This is a genomic window from Flavobacterium myungsuense (assembly GCF_042677265.1).
Lineage (GTDB): Bacteria > Bacteroidota > Bacteroidia > Flavobacteriales > Flavobacteriaceae > Flavobacterium > Flavobacterium myungsuense.
This window is the reverse complement of the sequence record NZ_JBHTIZ010000043.1, coordinates 1-22128: the sequence shown is the minus strand read 5'-3', so window position 1 is coordinate 22128 and position 22128 is coordinate 1. Positions and strand designations below refer to the sequence as shown.

General features: G+C 33.0%; 13 protein-coding genes and 1 tRNA gene. 5 read left to right on the top strand and 9 right to left on the bottom strand.

The window, feature by feature from the left end; all coding sequences use genetic code 11:
* Window positions 1-91: 91 nt before the first annotated feature.
* Both ACFQ0S_RS11755 and ACFQ0S_RS11750 read right to left on the bottom strand, forming a co-directional pair.
* Window positions 92-5917 carry a PKD-like domain-containing protein gene (locus ACFQ0S_RS11755; protein ID WP_379758372.1) on the bottom strand — a complete coding sequence of 1942 codons (5826 nt, stop codon included), beginning with the start codon at window positions 5915-5917 and terminating at the stop codon, window positions 92-94.
* Between the two features lie 102 nt (window positions 5918-6019).
* Window positions 6020-9172, bottom strand: coding sequence for a T9SS type B sorting domain-containing protein (locus ACFQ0S_RS11750; protein ID WP_379758369.1), 3153 nt, complete (start codon window positions 9170-9172; stop codon window positions 6020-6022).
* A 190-nt stretch (window positions 9173-9362) separates the two neighbouring features.
* On the opposite strand from ACFQ0S_RS11750, the gene ACFQ0S_RS11745 reads away from it, so the two are divergent.
* Window positions 9363-9764, top strand: coding sequence for a DUF2721 domain-containing protein (locus ACFQ0S_RS11745; RefSeq protein WP_379758366.1), 402 nt, complete (start codon window positions 9363-9365; stop codon window positions 9762-9764).
* Between the two features lie 281 nt (window positions 9765-10045).
* Here the strand turns inward: ACFQ0S_RS11745 and ACFQ0S_RS11740 are convergent, their stop codons facing one another.
* The 4 genes from ACFQ0S_RS11740 to ACFQ0S_RS11725 form a co-directional block, all read right to left on the bottom strand.
* A complete protein-coding gene (locus ACFQ0S_RS11740; RefSeq protein WP_379758364.1) occupies window positions 10046-11476 on the bottom strand; it encodes a TolC family protein in 1431 nt (476 codons plus the stop codon).
* Window positions 11469-14633, bottom strand: a complete 3165-nt coding sequence (locus ACFQ0S_RS11735; protein WP_379758361.1) for an efflux RND transporter permease subunit — start codon at window positions 14631-14633, stop codon at window positions 11469-11471. The genes ACFQ0S_RS11740 and ACFQ0S_RS11735 overlap by 8 nt, the downstream gene beginning before the upstream one ends.
* A gap of 26 nt (window positions 14634-14659) precedes the next feature.
* Window positions 14660-15742: an efflux RND transporter periplasmic adaptor subunit gene (locus ACFQ0S_RS11730; RefSeq protein WP_379758358.1), complete on the bottom strand. Its 1083-nt coding sequence runs from the start codon at window positions 15740-15742 to the stop codon at window positions 14660-14662.
* A 168-nt stretch (window positions 15743-15910) separates the two neighbouring features.
* Window positions 15911-16294 carry a hypothetical protein gene (locus tag ACFQ0S_RS11725; RefSeq protein ID WP_379758355.1) on the bottom strand — a complete coding sequence of 128 codons (384 nt, stop codon included), beginning with the start codon at window positions 16292-16294 and terminating at the stop codon, window positions 15911-15913.
* 112 nt (window positions 16295-16406) lie between these two features.
* Between ACFQ0S_RS11725 and ACFQ0S_RS11720 the strand changes: the two genes are divergently transcribed.
* From ACFQ0S_RS11720 to ACFQ0S_RS11705, 4 genes are all read left to right on the top strand, one after another.
* Window positions 16407-17009, top strand: a complete 603-nt coding sequence (locus ACFQ0S_RS11720) for an alpha-ketoglutarate-dependent dioxygenase AlkB family protein (RefSeq protein WP_379758352.1) — start codon at window positions 16407-16409, stop codon at window positions 17007-17009.
* 210 nt (window positions 17010-17219) lie between these two features.
* On the top strand, window positions 17220-17498 hold the full coding sequence (locus ACFQ0S_RS11715) for a DUF2805 domain-containing protein (RefSeq protein WP_379758349.1): 279 nt from the start codon (window positions 17220-17222) through the stop codon (window positions 17496-17498).
* Window positions 17499-17680: 182 nt separating this feature from the next.
* Complete coding sequence (locus ACFQ0S_RS11710; protein ID WP_449267406.1) at window positions 17681-19540, top strand: M61 family metallopeptidase; 1860 nt, start codon at window positions 17681-17683, stop codon at window positions 19538-19540.
* Between the two features lie 86 nt (window positions 19541-19626).
* Entirely contained in the window at window positions 19627-20337 is a 711-nt protein-coding gene (locus tag ACFQ0S_RS11705) for a DUF4369 domain-containing protein (RefSeq protein WP_379758343.1), read from the top strand.
* 202 nt (window positions 20338-20539) lie between these two features.
* Here ACFQ0S_RS11705 and ACFQ0S_RS11700 read toward each other — a convergent pair.
* From ACFQ0S_RS11700 to ACFQ0S_RS11690, 3 genes are all read right to left on the bottom strand, one after another.
* Window positions 20540-20613: transfer RNA gene (locus ACFQ0S_RS11700), tRNA-Thr, on the bottom strand.
* Window positions 20614-20686: 73 nt separating this feature from the next.
* On the bottom strand, window positions 20687-20956 hold the full coding sequence (locus ACFQ0S_RS11695) for a hypothetical protein (protein ID WP_379758340.1): 270 nt from the start codon (window positions 20954-20956) through the stop codon (window positions 20687-20689).
* A gap of 65 nt (window positions 20957-21021) precedes the next feature.
* Window positions 21022-21990: a type I phosphomannose isomerase catalytic subunit gene (locus ACFQ0S_RS11690; RefSeq protein ID WP_379758337.1), complete on the bottom strand. Its 969-nt coding sequence runs from the start codon at window positions 21988-21990 to the stop codon at window positions 21022-21024.
* Window positions 21991-22128: the final 138 nt, after the last annotated feature.

Genomic DNA, 22128 nt, shown 5'->3' with positions numbered 1-22128 from the left:
TGCGACTTCAAGATACTGAATTTCAGTATCTTGAGCAATATCTAATCAGTATTTTTTACTTCAAATAATTACACCCAACGGGTGGTATAAATTATCTTTTTAATGAAAAATGAGCTTTAAATAATTTTAACACATCGTTTTCAAAATAATTAAGCGAAAACCAATAATCGCTAGCTGGAAGTTGTTTACCATTATAAGTACCGTCCCAACCATTTCCAAATGTTGAAACCTGTTTTAATAGTTTCCCATGACGATCAAAAATATATAATTTAGCATTGGGTTGGTCTCCCAAATCTATGATATTCCATGTGTCATTATAACCATCACCGTTTGGAGTAAAAAATTTAGGGTAGCTTATTACTCTTGCAGGAGAACTTAAATCTGTACAACCTATTGCATCAGTTACTCTAATTATATGTGAACCACCTTTTACTTGAGTAAATTCATTAAAATCTTGTAATGGACCAAAATCCATTTGATAGAGATAATAGTCCGCTGGAGGGAATACATTAATTATTACCGTTGCATTATCAGTAAAAGCATCTGTAACTATTGGAGGGTCTATATAATCAGCTGGACTAATGCTAGTAATTAAAGCACTATTTGACTCTGCATAGCAAGTTGTCAATTTATTTGTAACAGCAACATAATAATCACCTATTTCGGTTACTTCATAATTACTCGTAGGCGGAAGTAAAGGAGGGAAAGGCGGTGGGATTACTGCATTATCTTTATACCAAACAAAATCATATTCGGAGTCACTCAAATTAGTGTTCAAAATAAAAGAACTCTTAACTGTCCCATCTTTTCGAATACAAAGCAATCCATCCTCTTGTATTACAGCAACTGGCAAAGGATTTACGTTTATAATTACTGGATTTGGAGTACCCTCACATCCATTTAATATCGGAGTTATTATATATCCAGCAATTCCTGCTACAGTTCCTGCTTGTAGTGTTTGTTCTATTGATGCGCCTGTACCTTTTGTCGCTCCAGTTACACCTGTTTGAATTACAGTCCAATTAAAACTTGCTCCGATGGTCGAAGACAAATCTATTTTTGTAGTTTCACCGCTACATATAGGGTTTTTTGCAACTACTGCTGTACTATCTGGCAATGGATCAACCGTAATCGTTACATCAATTGCAGTACCCAGACAACCATTACTATCTGGAGTTATGGTATATATAACACTTCCTTGAGTTAAATCATTAGTACTTAATTCCTGCTGTATCAAATTACCATTTCCTGACAAAGCTCCAAAAACATTAGGTGTCGCATTTACCGTCCACGTATATGTGGTACCTACCACTCCACTTGTTAATGAAATATTTGTACTCGTTCCTGAACAAATAGTGCTTTTTTCAGTATTGTACTTAACATCAGGAATAGGATTTACAGTTATTGCAACTTCTATCGATGCTCCTTTGCAACCATTATTATTTGGAGTTATTGAGTACACTGCCTCTCCTGATTTATTACTAACTGTTTCTAAATTTGGCTCAATTCGAGTGCCTGTGCCAGCTGTAGCACCTGAAGCATTTGTTTGTACAACATTCCAAGTAAAGGTTGTTCCCGGAATATCACTAAACAAACTAATAAATGTTTTATCTCCTGAACATATTGATAAAGGTCCAGTAGTATTTGTTGCTACTGGCAATGGTATAATAGTAACTGTCTGATTTGTTGTAGTTGCGCATTGTCCTGAATCTGGAGTAAAGGTATAAGAAGTTGTTAGCAAAGGATTAAACGGTGGTGACCAAACTCCAGTAATATTATTAATTGAAGTAGGGGGCAAAGTAATATTGGTTCCGAAGCAAAGGGAACCAATTGAATTAAAAGTAGGAGTTGTTTTAATTAAATTTACAGTAATTGTTATTTGTGTTGAACTTGCACACAAACTTGAAGTAGGTGTAAAAGTATAAATGGTAGTCACTGTATTATTCAAAGATGGCGACCAAGTTCCAACTATTCCATTAAGAGAAGTTGTCGGTAATGCTAAAATCGTATCTCCTAAACAAACTGGCGGAATTGCATTAAATGTAGGTGTAACTTTCTGATTAACTGTAATAACTAACGTTGTTGAAATAGCACAAAAACCAGCGTTAGGGATAAAAGTATAAGTCGTTGTAGCCAAATTATTTAAAGCTGGCGACCAAGTTCCAGTTATGCCATTAGTTGAGGTTAAAGGCAAAGGTAAAAGTATGCCTCCTGAACAAATGGGTGCAACTGGAAGAAATGTAGGGGTAACTTTTGAATCTATTGTTATAGTTAAAGGAGTAGTAGTTGCGCATAGACCTGTTGTTGGAGTAAAAGTATAAATAGTAGTTGAAGTATTATTTATAACTGGCGACCAAGTTCCAGTTACACCATTAAGGGACGTTGTAGGCAACCCAGGAATAGTTGCTCCAGAACAAGTTGCAGGAATAGCATCAAATGTAGGAGTTACATTTGGGTTTACTACAATTGTTAAAGTAGTTGTTGTTGCACATAATCCTGCTGTTGGAGTAAATGTATAAATTGTGGTTGCAGTATTATTTAATGCTGGCGACCATGTTCCTGTAATTCCATTAAGAGAAGTTGTGGGTAAGGCAGAAAGTGTTGCTCCAGAACAAATTGGTCCTACTGGATTAAAAGTAGGCGCAACATTAGCATTAACAGTAATTGATATTGATGTTGAAATAGCACATGAACCAGTTGAAGGTGTAAAATCATGAACTATTGTACCTAGTGCTGATGTACTAATAGATGCTGGATTCCAAGTCCCCGTTATAGAATTAGATGATGTAGTTGGTAAAATAGGTAATGTTATAATTGCATTCTGACAATAAGAGGTAGTAGTCGGTGCAAAAGTAGGAGTTACCTTTGGAGTTACAACCACATCTTTTTTAACCGTCGACGCACAAGGAAATAAAATTGGGTCTGGAGTAAACTCATAAGTACCTGTTGTAGTATTACTAACTGTTGCAGGTAACCAAGTGCCAGAAATACCATTATTTGAATTTGGAGGCAATACAGGAGCTGTTGAACCAGTACAAATAGATTGAGTTGCCGGAATAGAAGTAAAATCAGGGACTGTGTTCGTTGTACAAGCTAAACTACAACTTATTGTTTGCGGTTTAAAACAAGGAACACCTTGAACTTCTACTATTGTAAATTCAACTTTTTGACCTGGGATTACACCAAAAACTTCTTGTGAACTACGACCGTTCTCTGTAAAACCAAAAACAAGAGGACCCCCATCAATTGAATAGCTATACCTATAATATCCGGTTCGACCAACAACGTTTGCCCAATCAAAATATACGGAGCTTACGGGACTTGTTGTTATTTGTGACGGATCACATACAAAACCAGTTGCAATCGCCCCTGTATCAGCAATAACATTTACCACAATTGCTTCACGTGGTCCTTCACAACCTGCTAAAGATTGACTTACATAATACGTAATACTACTAACAGTTGTAATATTTGGAATTGGAGCACTAGCTAAAGCTGGTGTACTTGTAAGAGTGGCATACCAATTTAAAGTAGCTCCAAAAACAGTTGTAGTCGCTGTTAGAGGTGATGCAGGAGTTGTGGTACTTAAACAATATTCTACAGGCGTTTTTACTGTAGGCTTAGGAATTGACCCATTTGAAGTAATTGTCGCTATAACCTCCACTCTTGAGTTGCTTGTACAAGTACCCGTGGTAGCCTCTACCCAATAGCTCGTAGTAGATGATATACTCGGGGTGGTATACTTGAATGTCCCCGAGGCGAGTAATGTTCCTGCTGTTGCCGCTGAGTACCAATTTATTGTCCCCGGATTAGCTGTAGCTTCTATAGTTACTACTCCAGTGCCACATCGACTACCCGGAGTAGTTGTAATAGTAGGAAGTGGATTCACCGTTACAGTAATAGTAAATGTACTTGAACAACCTCCTGAATCTGCCTTAACGGTATAAGTTGCCGTTGCAACTGCAGTTGTTGTATTGGTTAGAATTTGTGAAATACTACTTATTGGTGTTGTACGCTCACTTCCTCCAGAAATAGCTGCGACTGGTGCAATAACTGGTGCTGCCCATGTATAAGTTGTTCCAGTAGGAACAACATCAGGTAAGGTATTAGTAGGGGTTACCGTAAAAGCTGTGCCGCTACAAATAGGTGTTGGTGTTTTATTAGTTATTACTGGTCCGCCTGAAGCACCAACTTTTATCATTACTGCATTTGAAGCCGAATAACATGTTGCTGTATTTTCTCTAACTTGAGAATAATATTGATACCCATCTAATCCTGTTGTCGCAGAAATATTTAATGTACTTGTCGTAGTTCCTGAGTAAACTCCAACATTTGTTAATGCAAACCAAGTCGCAGTGTTTGGTGCCAAAGCATACCATTGATAAGCTAGAGGGTTACCACCTATGAAACCCTCAGTGGCCACAACAGTAAAGCTTATGTTAGTACAAGAAGGAGAAAAAATAGGTTGAGTAGTTATAACTGGAGGATTTCCTGACCCTGGAGCCACTACAGGAGGTATGCCTAAAGTAGGAACACATTGTCCTGCTGCAAGTGAAATTTCTATCCACTCTGAAGCTACATATACTGATCTTGGTGTCAATGGATTACTAATTCTTGTTTTATAATATCCCGGAGTTGTTGAATCAACATCGACATCATCGATAATAGTAGCTCCGTCTTTAGTTCGTAACTGAAGACCATCGCCATCATTAAATCCTCCATTGATTATACCATATAAACCCGCAGGTCCACAATCACCAGCATTAACTTTAATTACTGCTAATGCTCCTGGAGCTAAAATTCCTGTAAGAACAGCATAATCTATTTCGTTACCATCATTTGCATTACTTGTTCTATAAATAGTATAATTCGATAAATCTTTAGAAACTCCTGTTCCATTATAGATACTTATTACTCCACCATTACCCGTTTTTTCATCGTGAACTTCATAAATGATAAGATCACTTCCAAATGAACTACCATCACAACTTGTTTTTTCTTCCTTTATTATTGTAAATGGAGTAGAAACGGGACAATTAGAAGTATTTGTAATTGTCAAATTTCCTGATGTTGCTCCAGAAGGAACTACAACAATTATTTGTGTTGCAGTTGTAGAAACAACTGTTGCTGTCACACCATTGAATTTTGCTGTTGCCCCCGACAAATTTCCTGAACTTGCATTTACAGTTACATTTGTACCAACAGGCCCTGAATTAGGGTAAACATTTGCAATAGTTGGCGGAACACAAGCAACAACACCTTGAACTTTGAAATCATCTACAACCCATCTTTCACTATTTGTATCATTCAATAAGGTAATTCTAAAGCGTAAATTTGGTATTGCCGGTAATCCGGATATGGTAATAGTTGAATATCCATCAGTTGTTCTAATTCCACCACTTGATGGTGAGAAACTATCTGGAGTATTATCCCCATCATATGAAGCTGACGCAATTCCAGAAGCTGTATATGCCCAACGTGCATTTGAAGTTCCTGTTACTTCAACTGTATTGTACCAGTTTACCCCTCCATCTGGGCTCACTTCTACGGTAACTATATCACCACCATCAAGACCATTGCTAGCCGAACCAATAGAAAAAGCGGCCAATCGTAACGTCATACTTATAGAAGTATACAATGATGTATTTATATTGCCAATAGAAGTTAAAGTCGCTGTATTATTTGATACTCCTCTAGAGTTTGTCCCTTCCGAAAAAAAAGGTGAGCTAGCAGGTGAATCCCCAGTAGCTGAATTTCCTGAATAATAAGTTCCACCAACTAAATTAAATAATGAAGATGAATTATTTAAGCCATCAGAAACAATTACAACTTGAGCTTTGCAAACAAAAGACAGTAACAATGCTACTAAGATGTATTTTATTTTAAAAAAAATAGTATTTATATGTGAATCATTCATAGTAAATTATGGCTAACTTAAATGTTTTTAAAAAAAGTAAAGATGAAAATTATATCAAATTTTCATAATGTTACCAAATCATTTGAATAAGTAATTGTGGAATTATTGTTGTCTGTTTATATATACCCAACCCGTTTTAGTTTTTCCGCTTTCAAACTCTATTACATAATAATAGGTTGCATCTGGTAATTCCTGACCACTGTCTGTTTTACCATCCCATTCCTTTTTATAGTTGGCTTTACCATATACTTTCATTCCGTACCTGTTGAAAATTTCTAGCTTACTCACTTGAAAATTTGTTAAATCAAAAAAATCATTCTTTTGGTCATTATTTGGAGAAATTCCTTTTGGTATGTCACAATAAAGGAAAGTTACATTTTCTGTTGTTTCAGAAAGACAGCCTCCGTTGTTAACTATTACCTTGTATGTATCTGCCTGTGTTACAATTAGGGTATTTGAGGTTTCATTTAATAGAGTAGCCCCTTTATACCATTTATAGGTTACATTAGTATCAGATGTTGAAGCTACTAAAGTATAATTTGTATCAACACATCCAGCAGTAATTGTGACTGACGAACTACTAACAGTTACAGTCCTTGTGGCTATTGCTGAGCTTGTACAACCTCCTGTTCCTAATACGGTATAATTTATAGTTGCAGTACCATTTGAAATACCTGTTACAACTCCAAAAGCATCAACAGTTGCAATAGAAGTGTCTAAAGACGACCATAATCCCCCATTTACAGTTGAAGAAAATGTTGTTGTTCCATTGACGCAAACCGTTTGTAATCCATTTAAAATTCCTGCATTTGGAGGAGAAGATACAATAACTGTAGCTGTATTAGTTAATGCAGCACTACACGAACCTAAACTTATTTGACTTAAAACTATGGTTACATCAGAACTCGCTTGATTAACTGAAACTGAAGTATTTCCTGAAGTACCTATATTAACTATTTGAGACACTCCTCCATTTATTGAATACGTAACGGATGCATTTGCTGTTCCTGAAAGAGTAAATACTGCATTACCTCCTGAACAAATTGGAGAAGTGACTGGACTTAGGGAACTTAAAACTGGCAAAACAGCCGTATTCCCAACAGTTATAGATCTTGAAAGTGTACATAATGAAACTAAATCGGTAATAGTAACTGAATAGGTTCCTGGACAAAGCGCCGAAGCAGTAGCTGATGTTTGCGCTAGAATATCATTCCATAAATACGAATAGGAACCTGAACCACTAGGAACAACAGTTGCTGAACCGTTACAAGGAACAGAAGTGCTTTGACAAACCGAATTATCTATCTTAGAGATAGATGCACTTAATGTAGGGTTAACTAGAACAATTGGAGAATTATTAGTATAATTTCCACAATCGGCAGCTACAATAAAATTGGAGTACGTACCTGCATTCAAACCAGAAATAACTATAGAACCACTTGCATTAGAAGTTACACTTGAAGGTCCTACAACAACTCCATCATCTTTGTATGATAAAGTATAATTTGTGTTGGCCAATAAACTAGAAATTGTGATTGTTCCTTCAGTTCCTGAACACGTTGATGGGTTAGTACTTGAATAATTAGGAGTTCCTTGAATAGAAAAAGTTGAAAGGTAATTTGCACCGGAATTATTTAAAATTGTAGTATCATCGCATTGGGAGCTCGAATTATTATCGCCATTCACCGTATAATATACTTCCAAAACATAATTACCAGAAGGAAATTTAGTCATGTCAACAACTAAACCACCATTAACTGTTTGCCATTTCTGGTCTCTAGGACTACAAGAACCTCCTCCAGTAAAAGAACCCGAATTACAATTGCTAAAAAAATCAAGAAGTAATGGAGCAAATGTTCCGGCTGCAATTCCTTGCGGATGAATGTTATAAAACATTGTTGCGCCACAAACATTTCCAATAGTACTTTTAAACGTTTTGATTTCGCCACCTCCAAAAGTCAATGAGCCTGAATTTTGAATAAATGTACCCAAATTAGTAATAAACGAACCTGCCGGAGAACCTGGATTAATTAAATCAGCTCCAGAACCAGTGATATTATAAAATTGACCGTTTGGAACATTGCAATTGGATAACCAGGCTGCTGAAGCAAAAGTCCCAAAACCACAATTATCTACTGTAACAGGAAGTGTTGCAGTCGATGCACATTGACCTGCATTTGGCGTAAAAGTATAATTGGTTGTTCCTAAAGCACCTGTATTAATTGTTGCGTCCCAAATTCCAATTACCGGTGGGACATTGGTAGATGAAGATGGTAATATTGGAGCCGTTGAATTTAAACAAACTGTAGATATCGGATTAAATGTAGGCGTAACTATTGAATTAACATTTAATGTTATTGTACTTGTTTTTGTCGAATTACACGCATTTGTGGCGGTTAATGTTAATGTAATAGTTCCAGTAGTTGTAGGGCTAATAGTGTATGTTGTGTTCAATGAATTTTGAGCGGAAAAAATTCCTCCTTTCGAGCCATCAGACCAAGCCACAGATTGTTGACCTTGTGCCGTTCCTAACAAAGTAATTGTGGCCCCTTGACAAGCTGATATTGGAGAATTTCCAGCATTAACCTCAAAAACTTCTACTGGAGCATTACAACCAATATTTACATAAGTTGCTACACCTAAAGGCGTATAATTTACAGAAGCACCATCACCTGCTTTCTTATTCCCATCTTTATCAATCAATAATGTGCGATTATATTCAACTGAATCACTGCAACTTCCAAAAGACATATCAAGAAATCTCAAGTCTGTTGCTCCTCCTGTGCCATAATTCCCAAAATGTCCGCCTGAAGTAGTATCATTATCTTGAAAAATAATATATATGTCTTCACTTATAGCACCAAAAAAATTAAAAGTAATATCCAATTTATAGCTAGTAACTAAAACTACTATAGAATTAGCTGGGAGCACGCCACCAGTTGGTTGCAATAATTTTCCACATCCTCCTGCTGCTAAAATACCAGCATTTAAAGTTGCCAATTTAGCAGTTGTTAATGAATTTGGAGCAACTCCTTGCCAAGTAAGCGCATTAGTAGGCCAATTGACATCTAAATTACTAACATTCAAAGGAGAATTTCCCACTTTAAAACGAACCATTTCATTGTATCCTTCTTCTGGACCACAAGCATCCACCAAAATACTTTCAATTTGAAAGCATTGAGAAAAGGATTTTTGAGCACTAAAAATATTTAAAACAATAAAAAATGCGAGGCTTAGTTTGATTTTTAATTTCATTAATTTTGAAGATTTTAGAGATGCAATGTATTATTATTTTTAATTTTTATAAGAATTACACCTATTATTTAAATGTTATTTAATTTATTATTTGAAATTGAAACAAAATTAGCCAAATTTTACAACAACCCTAGCGTAAAATGTTAAAAATAGAGTAATTTTAAACTTAAATTAATTTCAACTACAACTTATGACCTTAAATATTGAAACCCCAGCACTACTTTTCTCTGCGACTTCCTTAATTTTATTGGCTTATACCAATCGTTTTTTAACCATTGCAACAATTGTTCGTGGATTAAAAAAGAATTATGAAGAAAAAGAAAGTTCTAAAATTTTACTAGAAATAAAAAATCTAAATTTAAGAATTTCTCTTATTAGATATATGCAAATGTTTGGAGTTTTGAGTTTGTTTTTATCGGTTTTCGCTATGTTAATGCTTTTTATAGACCAACAAGTATTCGGAATTTATTTTTTTGGATTAAGTTTATTTAGTTTACTCGTTTCTTTAGGTGTTTCTTTTTGGGAAATAAGCATTTCAGCAAATGCCCTCCGATTGCATTTAAGTGGATTAGTTGAAGACGATAAGAATTGATTTTTATTATAAATTCGTATTATTAGCAAACTACTTACATGATTTTTCGCAAATTCTCCTGTGAATTTGGTTAGATTATTGTCGCAATATATTTTGTTCAAGGCGAAGTATTATCACATGTAAGGCTTTTTTAGTTAGCACCACTTTTAGGAGCATTTGTAGCGGGTTAAGTATATAAAAACCAATTGCAAGATCACTCAGAAATGTAATTATTAAAATTATATTTATAAAAAAAGAGCTGGTTTATTTTGCCAGCTCTTTTATAAAATTGTTTATTTAATTTATTTCCAACCACCACCTAAACTTCTATAAATAGCAACTGTAGCATTGAGTTGGTCTTTTTTGGTTTCGACCAATTCTAATTTTGATTCTAAAACATCTCTTTGGGTCATTAATACTTCGAAATAATCAACTCGTGCAGACTTGAATAAATCATTAGAAACATCTATTGACTTTGTTAAAGCATTTACTCTTAGAAATTTTAAATTATATTTTTTGTCCAAATTACTAACATTAGCTACTTGGTTGGACACTTCTAAATACGCATTAAGAATGGTTCGCTCATAATTATATAAGGCTTGAATTTGTCTTGCATTTGCACTTAAAAATTCCGCTTTTATAGCATTTCTATTAATCAATGGAGCTGCGATATCTCCAACTAAATTGTATAATAGCGACTCGGGAAACGTTGTTAAGTATGATGATTTAAAAGCGTTAACTCCTATTGAAGCAGCTATATCTAATGAGGGATAAAATTCGGCACGCGCCACTTTTACATCAAGTTTTGCTGCAACAAGTTCTAATTCAGCTTGTTTAATATCTGGACGATTTGCTAATAATTGTGACGGAATTCCTGCTGAAATAATATTTGGTACAGCACTTAAAAAATTAGATTTTTCACGAATAATTTCTTGAGGAAATCGACCCAGTAGAAAATTAATTCTGTTTTCAGTTTCCTTAATGGCTTGCAAAATTTCGAATTCCCTGCTTTTAGAATCATATACTTCTGCCTGAAATCGCTGTACTCCAAGCTCTGTTGCTTTAGCAGCATCTTTTTGAAATTTTACAATTTCTAAAGCATTTGATTGTAATTCGACATTTTGTTTTACTATTTCTAATTGGTTATCTAATGCTAATAATTCGTAATAAGAATTAGCAACTTCGCCAATGAGATTTGTTATTACAAAATTTTTCCCTTCAATAGATGACAGATAGCGACTTACCGCCGCCTTTTTTGAATTCCGCAATTTTTTCCAAATATCTATTTCCCAATTTGCGACTGCTGCAACTCTAAAATCGCCTAATGGATCTGGAAATTCTCTTCCTGGTTTTATTTCAGTAGTTGCATCTCCAGCACCTTGACTGGTATATCTTCCAACTTTTTCAATTCCGCTTCCTGCACTTAATCCAACTGATGGCAACAAAGTTCCTTTTCGTACTCGAATATCGTTTTTGGCGATTTCAATTTCTTGTAAAGTGATTTGTAATTCTTGATTTTTCGATAAAGCAATATCAATTAGATTGATTAAATTCTTATCCTTAAAAAAGGTTTTCCATTTAATAGCTGAAATATTTGTAGTGTCTAGACTAGAATTATAGGAGTCAGGTACTTTAGCAACCTCTTTTACAGGCGCTAAAGCAGGAGCGCAGCTAACTATTGCAATACTTATAGAAATTGCAATGCTGTATTTAAATATCATATTCTTATTCATTGTCATTTAAGTATTCGGTAAATGGATTTTCGTCTTCACGTTTGGCAAACTTATATTTTTCAGAAATTTTTGCGAATATATAGTACAAACCTGGAATTATTAATACTCCACAAACAGTACCAATAAGCATTCCTCCTGCGGCTGCAGTGCCTAAAGTTCTATTGCCTATTTTGCCTGGGTCAGAAGCTATAGCTAGAGGTATCAAACCAGCAATAAAAGCAAAGGATGTCATCAAAATAGGTCTAAAACGCACTTTTGACCCTTCAAGAGCGGCTTCTAAAACTGTAAAACCCTGACTGTGTTTTTGAGCAGCATATTCTACAATTAAAACTGCATTTTTTCCTAATAATCCAATGAGCATTACAAAAGAAACTTGTGCATAAATATTGTTTGCAAGCCCGAATAATTTTAAAAACAAAAAGGCACCAAAAATACCTGCGGGTAATGATAAAATTACTACAAGTGGCAAAATAAAACTCTCATACTGAGCGGCAAGTACCAAGTATACAAAGCCAAGACAAATTAAAAATATATAGATAGCTTCATTACCCCTGGCAACTTCATCAGCAGAAATTCCTGCCCATGCTATTCCAAAACCTCTTGGAAGTGTTTTTTCTGCAACTTCATTTACTACTTCTATCGCAGTTCCGCTACTGTATCCTATTGAAGGTGCGCCGCTAATCTCTGCAGCGTTATACATATTATGTCTAGTGATTTCAGATAAACCGTATACTTTTTTCATTTTCATAAATGCAGAAAACGGAACCATTTCATCTCGATTATTTTTTACATACAGCTTTAATATGTCCTCAGGAAGTGCTCTGTATTCAGGAGAGGCTTGAACAATTACTTTATATTGACGATCGTATTTTATAAAATTAGTTTCATAATTACTACCTACAAGGGTCGATAATGTGTTCATGGCATTCTCGATAGACACTCCTTTTTGTTGAGCCAAATCGTTATCGACATCAAGCATATATTGAGGAAAACTAGCACTGTAAAAGGTAAATACAGAGGTTAATTCTGGTCGCTTTTTTAATGCTGCAACAAATTCCTTACTCACGGTTTCCATTTTTTTATAATCGCCTGAACCTTCTTTGTCAAGTAATCTCAATTCGAAACCACCTGCCGCGCCATAACCAGGAACTGCTGGAGGTTGAAAATATTCGATAGTAGCTCCTGAAATATTTTTTGTTTCTTCTTCTAACTCTTTTATGATTTCTTCAACATTATGATGACGCTCTTTCCAATCTTTCAAGTTAATCAAGCATGTACCGGTATTTGCACCAGTTCCTTCAGTTAAAATTTCATATCCTGCCAATGCAGAAACTGATTTTACTCCTTCTATATTTTCAGCCACTTTTTGAAGTTTTTCTGCTATTTGGTTGGTACGTTCTAGAGATGAGCCTGGCGGTGTTTGAATAATTGCATAAAACATTCCTTGATCTTCAGTTGGAATAAATCCTGTAGGAAGACTATTATTTATAAAATAAATACCAGCACAAAAAAACAATAAAATCCCTATTGAAACGGATCTTCTATTTATGAATAAAGCTAGGATTTTTTGATATTTATCAGAAAGTATGTTAAATTTATTATTAAAACCATCTAACAATTTATTTATTACACTTTTTGGTCGTTCTTTTCCGTGAACATTTTTTAAAAGCAATGCACATAACGCAGGAGTAAGTGTTAATGCCACTATACCTGATAAAATAATTGCAGTAGCCATAGTTATAGAAAACTGTCGGTAAAATATCCCAACTGGACCTGACATAAATGCTACAGGTATAAAAACTGCTGCCATTAAGAAAGTAATAGCAATAATTGCACCTCCAATTTCATTCATTGCTTTTTTTGAAGCTTTTCTTGCTGAAAGATTTTCTTCCTCCATTTTAAAATGAACCGCTTCAATTACAACTATGGCATCATCTACAACAACTCCAATGGAAAGTACTAAAGCAAATAAGGTTATGAGGTTAATGTTAATTCCAAACATTTGCATGAAGGCAAATGTCCCAATGAGTGAAACTGGTACTGCAATTGCTGGAATTAAAGTAGAACGCCAATCTCCTAGAAATAAAAACACAACTAAGCCTACAAGAATAAAAGCTTCTAGTAAAGTATGAAATACTTTGTCTATAGAAGCGTCTAAAAATTTAGACACATCATAACTAATTTCATAATCCATTCCGTTTGGAAATGATTTTTTTAATTCTTCAAGTTTTACTTTAACATCTTTTATAACTTGACTTGCATTGCTTCCATACGATTGTTTTATTGTAATAGCCGCTGATGGTTTTCCGTCTATACTAGAATAAATATCATACATTGCACTTCCAAACTCGACATTTGCAACATCTTTTAATCGAAGCAACTCTCCGTTGGCATTAGATCTCACTACAATGTTTTCATAACCTTCTTTATTGGTATACCTGCCTTTATATTTTAATACATATTCAAAAGCTTGGGATCTTTTTCCAGAGCTCTCCCCTGTTTTACCTGGAGAAGCCTCTAAACTTTGATTGCTTAATGACTCCATGATTTCGTCAGCCGAAATTTTATATGCCAACATTCTATCTGGTTTTAACCAAATTCTCATTGCATATTCACGGTTTCCTAAGATATCCGCTACTCCCACACCATTAACACGCTTTATATCGGAAAGCATATTGATATCGGCGTAATTAAAAAGAAATTTTTGACTGGTATTAGGATCTTTAGAAAACAAATTAACATATAAAAGCATGTTTGGCTCCTCACGAGTAATTTTTAGTCCTTCTCTAACCACTAAAGGGGGCAGTTTGTTAATTACTGATGCTACTCGATTTTGCACATTAATTGCAGCTTGATTTGGGTCGGTTCCTAAGTTAAAAACTACCTGAATAGAAGCTTCTCCATCATTTCCAGCGTCAGAAGTGATGTATTTCATTCCAGGAACACCATTTAATGATCGTTCTAACGGAATTACTACTGCCTTAACCATTAATTCTCCATTTGCTCCAGGATAAGCAGCGGTAATATTTACTTTAGGTGGAGAAATAGAAGGAAATTGGGTAACTGGTAATCCAGTTATTGCTAATAATCCTAAAAAGACGATTACTAGTGATATTACTATCGAAAGTACTGGTCTTTGAATAAATTTTTCAAACATTTTGTATTTTTTATGAGTTTAAATTGCTATTCTGCTTTTAATTTCAAATTAGACAGCACTTGAATTGGTTTTATATAATCATATTTTATTTTATCCCCCTCATTTGCTTTCTGTATTCCATCTAAAATTATTTTATCATTAACAGTTATTCCCGAATTAATAATATATAAATCAGGCAATTCGCCTTTAACATAGATCTCTTTCGATTTAATTGTGTTATTTTTATCAACTACAAAGACATACTTTTTATCTTGAATTTCGTAAGTGGCTTTTTGAGGTATTATTAGTGCTTTTTTTATTGGAACATTCATTACTACTTTTCCAGTCTCACCATTTTTTAATAATTTATCAGGATTTGGAAAGCTTGCTCTAAAGGCAACATTACCCGTTTCGCTGTCAAATTCACTTTCAATTACTTCTACTTTTCCTTTATACTTTAATAACGCATTGTTTGCCAAAAGTAAACTTACACTAGTACTTGCACGCCCGCTTACATTCGATTGATACTCTAGATATTCTGGTTCAGAAACATTAAAATAAGCAAACATTTTCACATTATCTGAAAGTGTGGTTAGCAATTCCCCTTCATCTATAAGACTTCCTAATTTTTTCGGAATTCTATCTATAGTACCAGCGAAAGGTGCTCTAATGTCCGTGAATGATAGATGTATTTTTGCTAAAGTAACTTCTGCTCTTGCTTGATCTAATTTGGCTTTAGCCATGGCTTGCTCACTTTTAGAAATAACATTTTTTTCAACAAGTGCTTTTGCATTTAAAAACTCTATTTCTGCAGCACTTGCTTCTGCCTGGGCTTTTTGCAATTCGGCTTCATAAATTTTAGGCATTATTTTAAATAACAATTGCCCTTGTTTAACATATTGTCCTTCATCAACATAAATATTTTGTAAAAATCCTTTTTCTTGAGCTCTTATTTCAATATCTCTAAGAGATCGTATTTGTGAAACATACTCTTTTACAAATGAAGTATCAATAATTGCAGCATTGGTAACAGTAAATTTAACTGATTCCTCTTTCTCTTCTTTTTTAGTTGTGCAACTTATTAAACACAACAAGGACATTAGACCCATAAAAACAGTTTTTCTGTTCATGTCAAAATGAAATTTAAACGATTAAATAAATAGGAAGTAAAATTTCCTTTGGAGATAATTAAAAAATCAGTAATAATTATGAAGAAATAAACATCAATCTAAGCAATAAAACAAAATAGTTTTAATGTAAATCGATACTAGTTTGTATCATTACTGATAGATTTTAGATCAAATTCTTAATACTCTTAGAGTAATATAAATAGGGGGTAAATTTCCATTAAGGATATATTGAACTATAGAAAGTTTATCCTCATGGTTAGTTGTATAATGAAGTAATTTACTCGAAAAAAAATGTAGTATTATAGGTTTTCTTGCAACTAAACTATTATTTTTTTGTGAATCATGATAGTCTTCATCTGAAGATAATTCCTCTTCAATGTCTAAAAAGGCATAATCTAATAACTTAAAATTATTAGTTTCATTTAATTTTTTTTGAAAACAAGTTGAAATTTCTTTTTGTTGAGAACAGCCTGAGTTATCAAAAGAAAACCCGTAGGATGGGATAATACCTCCTATTAAAATAAAAAATAAAATTAATTTTGCTATTTTCATTGGCATCAAAAGTAACTTAAAATTAAAATTATGGAAAAAAAATTTAGTTAATAAAAGTATAAACTAACGAAAACGTTTTCTTAAGATTTAAAAATTAATTTAATTTTGTACAATGAACTCACTTTTTAAATCAGAGCCTATAAACCTTAAATTACCTGATTCGGAAATCATCTATTTTCCAAATTTCTTTGATACAATAGAAGCAGATTCTATTTTTAAAGAATTAATAGAAACCACATTTTGGCAACAAGACAAGATAACTGTTTACGGAAAAACACATTTACAACCTCGCTTAACGGCCTTGTATGGCAACGAAGGAAAACCGTATTCCTATTCAAACATAAAAATGCAACCTCATAACTGGACCATTTTATTACAAAAAATAAAGTTGTATGTTGAAGAAGCAGCAAACGTAAATTTTACCACCGTACTAATCAATCAGTATCGAAATGGAATTGACAGTAATGGCTGGCATGCCGATGATGAAAAGGAACTTGGGGAAAATCCAGTCATTGCATCGGTTAGCTTTGGAGCCGAACGCGCTTTTCAATTAAAACACAATACAGATAAAAGCCTTAAAAAAAGTATTATACTTGAGCATGGTAGTTTGTTGCTAATGAAAGGAACCACGCAACACTTTTGGAAACATCAAATTCCTAAAACAGCAAAACCAGTTGGTTGTAGAATAAATTTGACATTTCGTGAAATTATTTAATACGTTTAAAGTATATCATGACTAAACAAAATAATTATATTTTAAACTATTTGGTAAATAAATTAATGAAAAATTCATTCAAAAGAAAAAAATAAACATTAGAAATAAAAAATCAATAAAATTTTATACATCTTTAAAAAGTAATTATTATTTTTACTAATATTGAATTAGAAAAAAAACAGTAACCAAACCTGAATTAATTTTCAAGTAATGAAGAAAAGTAAGCGCATAGAATTAAATTGGGAACAATCTGAAAGACTAATTACATTAGCTTTAGAAGAAAGAAATCCATACGAAATCATCAAAAAAGAGTTAGGTATCGACGAAAAGGATGTTCTTGAAATCATGAAGAAAAAATTAACTGCTGATAAATTTGAAATTTGGAAGAAAAAAGCAAACGCTGCTAAGCCTAAACCAAAACAAATTAAAATCGATGATTTTGATGACGATTTAGACGGCAAATATTATATAAAAAATAAATTTGATTAAATTTCAACTCTTGCTTTTACTGCAAGAGTTTTTTTTTAAAAATTATTATCTATCCTAACTGCTTTCTAGAAATAAAATACAATCATTTATAATTTTTATTGTTAAATTTTTTAAAACAAATAGAAGTGTGTAACAATTTTATACTTTTGATGCCTTATTCAGAAAAATAAAATAAAATGTTTATAAAAAACACACTGCTCTCTATCCTATTTACAATTGCGTTTTTTAGTTTTAATGCAAATTCTCAAAACAAATTTATAGAGCAAATTGAAACTACCATAGATATAAATAGTATAAAAGACGACAAAGTTAGTGTTACTATTACTCCTCCAAAATTCAAGACCGAAGAAGTACTATACCGTCTTCCAAAAACTGTTCCCGGAACCTATAGTGAGGATAATTATGGCAAATATATTGATAACTTAAAAGCCTATACTAAAAATGGAGAAGCTGTTTCGGTTGCAAAAATTGACGATAATACTTGGCAAATAAGAAATGCTAAAAAGGTTGTTAAAATTACCTATAAAGTAAATGATACTTTTGATACAGAAACTGGAGATGGTTTTGGTAAAACCGACATCTTTTCTCCAGCCGGATCAAATATAGAAATCGGTAAAAACATTGTGCTAAATACGCATTGTTTTATTGGCTATTTTTCAGATGTGTCTGATGAAATTGATTACAAAGTAACAATCATTCATCCTGCAACATTATGGGGAGCTACCTCTATGAACGATTTGGATTCGAGTGATACCACAGATGTTTTTACAACAAGTCGATATGCCGAATTAGTTGAAAATCCGATCATGTATTCAAAACCGGATTATACGACTTTTAACATCAACGGAATGGATATTCTAATTGCAGTTTATTCGCCAAACGGAATTCATACTGCCGAGAGTTTAACTCCAGAAATGAAAAAAATGATGACAGCACAAAAAAATTTTCTAGGCACATTTAATGCTACAAAAAAATACAGTGTTCTTATTTATTTATCGGATGTTGAAAAAGGAAATGATGCTAAAGGTTTTGGAGCTTTAGAACACCCTACTGCAACAACTGTAGTTATGCCTGAAGCAATGCCTCAAGAAGAGTTATCTGAACAATTAAAAGATGTAGTATCACATGAATTTTTTCATATTGTTACTCCTTTAACTATTCACTCCAAAGAGATTCAATACTTTGATTATAATTCGCCCAAAATGTCTGAACACTTATGGATGTATGAAGGAGTTACCGAATATTTTGCCAATTTATTTCAAATCAATCAAGGTTTAATTACTGAAGAAGAGTTTTACGATAGAATGTCAGGAAAAATTGCCAATGCAAAAGAATTGAACGATACCATGTCTTTTACTAAAATGAGTGCAAACGTACTAAACCAGCCTTATAAGGACCAATACTTAAATGTATACGAAAAAGGCGCTTTGATAGGAATGTGCTTAGACATTATTATTAGAGAAAAAAGCAATGGTCAAAGAGGAATTTTAGATTTGATGCAAAAGTTATCTAATGAATATGGTGCTAATAAACCATTTAACGACAATGAACTTTTTGCAAAAATTACTGAATTTACGTATCCAGAAGTTGGTGAATTTTTTACAACTTACGTTGTTGGCGAAACTCCAATTCCGTATGAAACTTTTTTTGCCAAAGTTGGTGTTACTAAAATAAATGTAAAAGTGCCGGGAAATGTATTTATAAAAGATAAAACACCATATATTACTGTAAATCAAGAAACAAAAGAAATTAGTATTGTTCCAAATTTTGAATTAAACGATTTTTTTAACGAATTAGGTTTAAAAGGCGGAGATATTATTCTAGCTGTGAATGACATTAATTACAATTTAGAAAATATTTATGACATGTTAATTATCAGTGAATCTTGGGAAAATGACGCTTCAATTACAGTGAAAATAAAACGTGATGGTAAAGAACAAATCGTAAAAGGAAAAACCAAACTTACTTTTGAAAATAAGGAGGGCTATGAAGCAACCGATGCTAGTAAAACTAAACTGAAAGAAGCTTGGCTGAAAGGATAACATTAAAATACTTTTATTATCCCCAATTTCTATGAAGACTTTGGGGATTTTTTTATTTATTTGTAAAATTCCAATAAAATATAAACATGAAATATTCTATCATTATTTTACTCTTTTTATTAATAATTTCCTCATGCAACAAAACCGAATCGAAAAGCAATTTGCAAATCACAGGAAACGTAAAAGGATTAAAAAAAGGCACACTTTATATCCAAAAAATAGTCGACACATCACTTGTAGCCATTGATACTATTGAAATCAATGGAAATTCACATTTTACAAGTGATTTATTTATCAAATCTCCTGAAATGTATTATCTATTTTTGGATAGAGGTGTTACCAATTCGTTAGATAATAATTTGTCATTCTTTGCCGAAGCAGGTACTATAGATATTCAGACGAGTTTAGACTATTTTAACTCTGATACTAAAATAACAGGTTCTAAAAATCAGGATAAATACGACGAATTTAAAAAAATCACTTCTCGTTTCAATGATGAAAATTTATCTTTAACAGAACTAAAATTCAATGCTTATAAAAACAAGAACTTTAGAATGGTTGACAGTATAGAAGCGAAACAAAATCAAAACTTAAAAAGAAGGTATTTATTTACCACCAATTTTGCACTCAACAATAAAGACTTTGAAGTTGCTCCTTATGTAGCGTTGACCGAGATTTCAGATATCAATTTAAAATATTTAGATACGATACAAAAATCGATGACTCCAAAAATTGCGCAATCACTTTACGGAAAAAAATTAATTCAATTTTATAAAGAGAGAAAGAAACAAGAGTAAAATCACTCAACAACTTTTGAAATAATCATAGGAAAATTGAAAAAACTTCAAACAGGTATAAACAAAAAGACCGTCCCAAAACTGGAACGGTCTCTTGAGCCGGCGGAGGGACTTCCCGAATTGCTTCGCTCGGGATAAACTTCTCGCCCCATATATTTTAAAAACACGAAAACCGTAAGTGATAAACTTACGGTTTTCTATGAGCCGGCGGAGGGACTCGAACCCACGACCTGCTGATTACAAATCAGCTGCTCTAGCCAACTGAGCTACGCTGGCGTTATTACGGTTGCAAATATAGAAGTGTATTTTATATTTGCAAAATAAAATTACACTTTTTTTATTGACTTTTTTACTGTAATTCGTTGATTTTAGCAACCAATTGATTTGCAGCTTGTTCTAATTCTGCATTTATTTGTTTGAAATGTGCTTTTTTATTTTCTACTTTCTTAGCGTTTACTTTAGTAATTAAAGTGTCAAAAGTAGCTATAGCTTCATCAATCAAAGCATTAGTTGCTTCAGTTGGTTTTCCTGTCGTTGACATTTCAAATAAGTAAACCGCTTCTATAATATCTCCTAAAACGTAGTTAATGTCTTTTTTTAAATTTTTAACGTTTGCCATGGTATTCTTAATTTTTAAATTTCTTAATTCGGGTGCAAAAATACATATAATCTTTCTATAACCTACTACGAAATGTAAATTTCTAAAACAGACCCTTTTCCCACTAATTTAAATTGGTTTACAGCAGCTGGAATTAATACGGTATCGCCTTTTTTATAGTGATAAGAAGTTTCGTTGGCTTCAATTTCAAAATTTCCATCTACACACATATATACCGTAAAGGATTTTCCGTTTTTATTTACAGGAATAACTCCGTTAAGAGGAATAAAATTGGTTGTAAAATAGTTGCAATTCACTATTTCATTAGATATATTCTCAATTGTAGTATATTCTTTTTTAGTTTCTGTTGTATTATAATTGATAGCTTCCAAAGCTAAATCGACATGCAATTCTCTGGTATTTCCTTGAGTATCTACTCTGTCAAAATCATAAATACGATAGGTAATATCAGATGTTTGCTGAATTTCGGCCACCACTAATCCTGCTCCTATGGCGTGAACAGTTCCTGTTTCTAGAAAGAAAACATCTCCAGCTTTTACCTTTACATCATTTAGAATTGATAAAACAGCCTTGTTTTCTAAATTTTTCACATACTCATCAGCATTCGATTTTTCTTTAAAACCAACAATAATTCTAGAATTTTCATCAGCTTGCATGATGTACCACATTTCGGTTTTACCAAAAGAATGATGCCGCTTTTTTGCCAACTCATCATTAGGATGTACCTGAATAGACAAATCTTCTCTAGCATCTAAAAACTTAAAAAGCAAAGGAAATTGTTTGCCGAAACGACTGTAAACTTCTGTTCCGAGAAGTTCATTAGGAAAGTCATTTATAATTTCTGTTAATGATTTACCTGATAAATAACCGTTTGCAATCACACTTATATCGCCTTCAACAGTGGATAACTCCCAACTTTCACCTGTTATATCAGAAGTTATTGGTTTATTTAGTACTGTTTTCAATTTTGTTCCGCCCCATATTCTTTCTTTTAGAATAGGATTAAACTGTAAAGGATATAATTTTGAATTCATTTTTTTACCAATTTTTCCAATACCAAAATGAAGGATTTTGGAATTCTGCTAATTTATACTAACCCGTTGGGTGTAATTAAATTATTTGATTTTTAATATTGTTTATAGGTCTGTCAAATATAAATTTATTGATATACT